At 45.2% G+C, this 4,504-nt stretch carries 5 protein-coding genes; 1 reads left to right on the plus strand and 4 read right to left on the minus strand.

Going from position 1 to position 4,504, the window contains the following annotated elements:
- Positions 1–102: 102 nt before the first annotated feature.
- Positions 103–621 (minus strand): cysteine hydrolase family protein, encoded by a 519-nt coding sequence (locus IQR33_RS05270; protein ID WP_054579520.1) that lies wholly within the window; start codon positions 619–621, stop codon positions 103–105.
- A gap of 114 nt (positions 622–735) precedes the next feature.
- Here IQR33_RS05270 and IQR33_RS05275 point away from each other — a divergent pair, with 114 nt between their 5' ends.
- Complete coding sequence (locus IQR33_RS05275) at positions 736–1,647, plus strand: GlxA family transcriptional regulator (RefSeq protein ID WP_193843576.1); 912 nt, start codon at positions 736–738, stop codon at positions 1,645–1,647.
- 205 nt (positions 1,648–1,852) lie between these two features.
- On the opposite strand, the gene IQR33_RS05280 is transcribed toward IQR33_RS05275, so the two are convergent.
- The 3 genes from IQR33_RS05280 to IQR33_RS05290 all read right to left on the minus strand — a co-directional run.
- Positions 1,853–2,902 (minus strand): alcohol dehydrogenase family protein, encoded by a 1,050-nt coding sequence (locus tag IQR33_RS05280; protein WP_017635961.1) that lies wholly within the window; start codon positions 2,900–2,902, stop codon positions 1,853–1,855.
- Positions 2,899–3,420: a TetR/AcrR family transcriptional regulator gene (locus tag IQR33_RS05285; RefSeq protein WP_053307056.1), complete on the minus strand. Its 522-nt coding sequence runs from the start codon at positions 3,418–3,420 to the stop codon at positions 2,899–2,901. Before IQR33_RS05285 ends, IQR33_RS05280 begins: the two co-directional genes overlap by 4 nt.
- Positions 3,421–3,563: 143 nt before the next feature.
- The coding region (locus IQR33_RS05290) for an MFS transporter (protein ID WP_228013769.1) at positions 3,564–4,504 on the minus strand (941 nt) is incomplete at its 5' end.

The following is a 4,504-nucleotide window of genomic DNA, read 5'->3' on the forward strand; positions in this document are numbered from 1 at the left end:
GTTTGGAAACCAATGTTTAACACAAAGTAAGCAAATATCAATGAAAGTGCATATATGTGTGACCTTTCGCCCGCATTGTGTGAGCGAAAGGTTTTGCGTGTATTACAGCTTATCTTCAATAGTTACGAGGGGAACTCTCGTTGAGACAGCGTGAAGTGCAATGTTGTGAATCATTTCATCGACCGTGGTACAGCTATCCATTAAGATCGAAACATCATACTTGTCCGCAGATTTTGAAATAGCAGTATGTGTCACGCAGTTTTGTGTCATCATTCCGCATACAAGTAACTCCGTTACATTTTTGCTTGCCAATACTTCTTCTAAACGTGTTCCTTCAAAGCTATCTGCGAAGTGCTTTACCACGATTTCGGAATTCGGCGCTAAAGCAAGAACTTCTGGGTGAATATTGGCACCGTCGCTGCCTTCATTGAAGAATGGGGCAATGCCCATGGCAGGATCGGCAATATGCTGAATATGAATCACAGGAATGTTTTGCTCATTGGCTTTAGTTATTGCTCTCTTAACATTGTCTAAAGTTGATTCTGTATTCCATAAAGGAAACTTTCCTTCCGTGAAATAGTCGTTTTGCAAATCAATTACAAGTAGGGCTTTTTGAGTCATTTTCTTTTCCTTTTATTGAGGATCATTGCGATACGAATAATATAAAGACTTTTAGCCACCTTCTTTAGAGTCTAAAATGACACAAAAGAGTCAAAAAGCGACACTTGAAGATAAATGAAAATAGCACTCGTTAATTACCCAGATAGCTCGCAAGCCTCCGTATATGGTTTAAGCGAACTCTTCGAGATGGCAAACCGTGCGGCGGCTAAATTGGGCGTTGATGTGCACTTTGAAGTAGAGATATTGGATCACTGGTCAAACACGCACTTCGATGTGAAAACAGCGGTAATGATTCCGCCTAGCGGCACTGGTCAATATTACTTAGAACCAGAGCCAGAGCTACTCGACTGGTTAAATGTCCAATATAGTAAAGGTGCGATTTTAGCCTCCGCCTGCGCTGGTACTTTTATTCTTGCTCAAACCCAGTTGTTGACCAATAAGTCTTGTACGACACACTGGGGCTTGGCTCCTTCATTAGCGAGTCAGTTTCCCGATATCCACGTAAGACAAGAAGCCATCCTTATTAACGAAGGAACGATCATTACGGCTGGGGGTATGATGTCATGGGTGGATTTAGGTTTGGAGTTGGTTTCCTTATTTGCGTCACCGGCAGTAATGCGCCTGTTAGGAAAAATGTTGGTTATTGATACTGGTCCGAGAGAGCAACGCTTTTATCAACAGTTTACTCCAAACTTCCAACATGGTGATGAGGTAATTGTTCAAATACAGCACTATATAAACGATCATTATCAAGGAAAACTGAGCAATAAAGAGCTTGCAGAGTTGAGTTGTTTAACAGAAAGGACATTGCAGCGACGCTTTAAAAAGGCGACAGGTTTCAATGTTAACCAATACATACAAAGCTTAAGAGTACAAAAAGCTTGTGATTTACTTGAGTCGACAACCCTAACATTTGACGCAATATCATTTAGAGTGGGTTACCAAGATGTGAGCGCGTTCAGGAAAATATTTAATAGAATCGTAGGTTTAACACCGAAGTCGTTCAGATCTCGGTTCTGTTCATGAACGCCAGAAGTAAGATAATGTTGGTATTAAACATTTATAACTCAGAAGCAAACACCGCATATTTTTACAAGCTGGCTTAGCGTGATGAAAAGGGATAACAAGCTAAGCCAACCGTAGCGCACTCCTAATTACTGAACATTTTGTAGAATGCTTAAAGGGTTCTCAAATTACAATGACTTGTATAGGTCGTTGTTAATCACAAAAGCTATGTGATTTCCAAAACCAGTTTCCCAATATGTTGCTTGCGTGAAAATACTTCTTGCGCTTGACCTATCTGGTTCAAGGGAAATGACTCCGCGACTAAGGGACGAATTGCGTTCTGTTCGATATAGCGAACTAAGTTACCGAATACTTCTGGTGCCAAAACGGTACAACCAAATAACGCTAGGTCTTTAAGGTAAAGAGTTCTTACATCCAGCTCGACAATTGGGCCGCCTATGGCGCCGGAAACAGCGTATCTTGATCCTGGCTTTAGTACCTGAAGAAATTGTGGCCACTGCTCTCCTGCGACCAAATCAATCACTACGTCAACGCTGTTTTCTCCGAGAGTCGCTGTTAAATTTGCATCGCGAGGGATAACTTGGTTTGCTCCTAATGCCGTGATCTGTTCTTTCTTTTCTGGGCTGGCGATAGCAATGACGTATGCTCCACGCGCCTTCGCCAGTTGGATTGCGGCAGAGCCAACACCACCGGATGCCCCTGAAATCAGTACGGTATCGCTCGCTGTGACATTAGAGCGGACAAGCATGTTCTCGGCAGTTGAATAAGAACAAGGGAAGGAGGCCAAGTCGATATCCGATAAACTACTATTCACAGCATATGCATGTTTACTGTCAACAACAGTGAACTGAGCAAAGCCACCATCACATTCTGAACCGAAGTACCAAGGCGAGCTAAGTGCTTGACTGTGGAAGCGCGTAATACATGGTTCGATAAGCACACGCTGACCGATTCGTGATGGGCAGATATTCTCACCAACAGCGACGATGGTACCGCATACATCGGCACCTTGGATTCGAGGGAGAGATAGCGCGTCTCCTGACCAACTTGCATCCATGCTATTGGCGTCATTTTTAGAATACCATGCTGTTCGGGTATTGATGTCGGTGTTATTGACTCCGGCAGCGGCAACTTGGATCAATACATCATCAGGCGAGGGGACTGGCACAGGTAGATCATCGCGGTAACGAAGCATATCTGGCCCACCATGACCGATAAGTTGGACGCCTTTCATGACTTTCGGGATTGTGGTCATTGATTGTTCTCCTTCATTAGTTCTAGCAGAGTGCGTTCAGCGGATGCAAAGGCAGCGTGACCGAGAACCGGCCATGCGTTGGATAGACCTTCATGTAACAAGAAGAGTGTGGTTGCGAGGTCTTCTCGCTGACTTAGTTGGCCCATAAGCTGACGGACCGCCAATTTGTGTTGTTTTACTGCTTGATTAATTGATAGATTTTCTGGATAGGCTGCTAATGCATTGATGGACATGCAGCCATTCGGTGCAAACTCCTTCATCCAATCCTCGAGGCGAGTGAATAGGTGTAATACAGCCGGTGTTCCATTGGCAGGGGCGTCTTCGAGCAAAAAACTCAAATACCTTTGATGGCGATGCTCGAGAGCTGCAACAATCATCGCTTCCTTGGAGGGGTAGTATTTGTACAGGGTTCTCAGGCTGACTTCGCAGGCGTTTTTGAGTTGGGGTACGCTAGGCTCGGCGAAGCCATACTGACTGAATGCTTTTTCTAGGCTTGCTGCGATTTTTTCTTTCACTATTTGATACACCAGGTAGAACGTTTGTTTTACCTAAGGGTAGAATAAACTTTCTACCTCAGTCAATGGTGTATTTGAACTCTGTATTGAAAGCCCGACGTAATGCCGGGCTAATTTAAGTGATTTTTATCGATTTGGAACGTGAATCAGTGTGCCGTTGCGTGCTGCTCTCCACGCTTGTCTAGCATTCCGCTGAAACGGGTTAGTAGTAGAGCACCTAATACTACGATCGCGCCAATCCAAGGTGTGTGCATCAGCCCAGCATTGGCCACGATAAGGCCACCGCCCCAAGAACCCAGTGCAATACCTACGTTAAATGCAGCAATGTTGAGACCAGAAGCCACGTCGACTGCATCAGGTGAATATTTCTCTGCTAGTTTGACAACATAAACTTGAAGCCCTGGAACGTTACCAAAGGCAAACGCACCCCAGACAAGAATGGTCACTACTGCAGAAATTGGATTAAATGCTGTGACACTAAACACGAGCAATACCACAATTAGGCCCGAGAAAATCGCTGTCAGAGCTTTGATTGGCCCCATAGAGTCGGCCATCTTTCCGCCCCAGATGTTGCCGAATGCGACTGATACACCATAAACCAACATAATTAGGCTGATAGCGCTAGAGCCAAACCCCGAAACTTCTTCCAAAATAGGAGCCAAGTAAGTGAAGGCTGTGAACGTACCACCGTAACCGAGCGCGGTGATTGCGTACACCAAAAGTAGACGAGGTTGAGTCAAGACTTTTACTTGCGATGACAGCTTGGTTGCTGGTGGTTGTTTCAGATTACTCGGCACTAGCAGAGCGCTTCCTATCAGTGCGATGATTCCAAGGATCGCGACGATTAGGAAGGTTGCCTGCCAACCAAATGTCTGGCCAATCCAGGTGCCAAGTGGCACGCCCGTCACTAGAGCTACGGTGAGACCGGTAAACATAATAGCAATTGCGCTAGCGGCTTTTTCTTTTGACACTAGGCCAGTGGCGATAGTCGAGCCGATCGAAAAGAATACACCGTGTGCAAGCCCGGTCAGTATCCTTGCTGTAACTAGTGTGTTGTATCCAGGTGCTTGCCAGGCTAACAGATTGC

Origin of the sequence: Vibrio sp. OPT46 (assembly GCF_015163535.1) — a bacterium.
Taxonomy (GTDB): Bacteria; Pseudomonadota; Gammaproteobacteria; order Enterobacterales; family Vibrionaceae; genus Vibrio; species Vibrio alginolyticus.

Excerpts from the sequence above, each read along its gene's own strand:
- IQR33_RS05270 (WP_054579520.1), bottom strand. The coding sequence starts at position 621 with ATGACTCAAAAAGCCCTACTTGTAATTGATTTGCAAAACGACTATTTC.
- IQR33_RS05275 (WP_193843576.1), top strand. The coding sequence starts at position 736 with ATGAAAATAGCACTCGTTAATTACCCAGATAGCTCGCAAGCCTCCGTA.
- IQR33_RS05280 (WP_017635961.1), bottom strand. The coding sequence starts at position 2,902 with ATGACCACAATCCCGAAAGTCATGAAAGGCGTCCAACTTATCGGTCAT.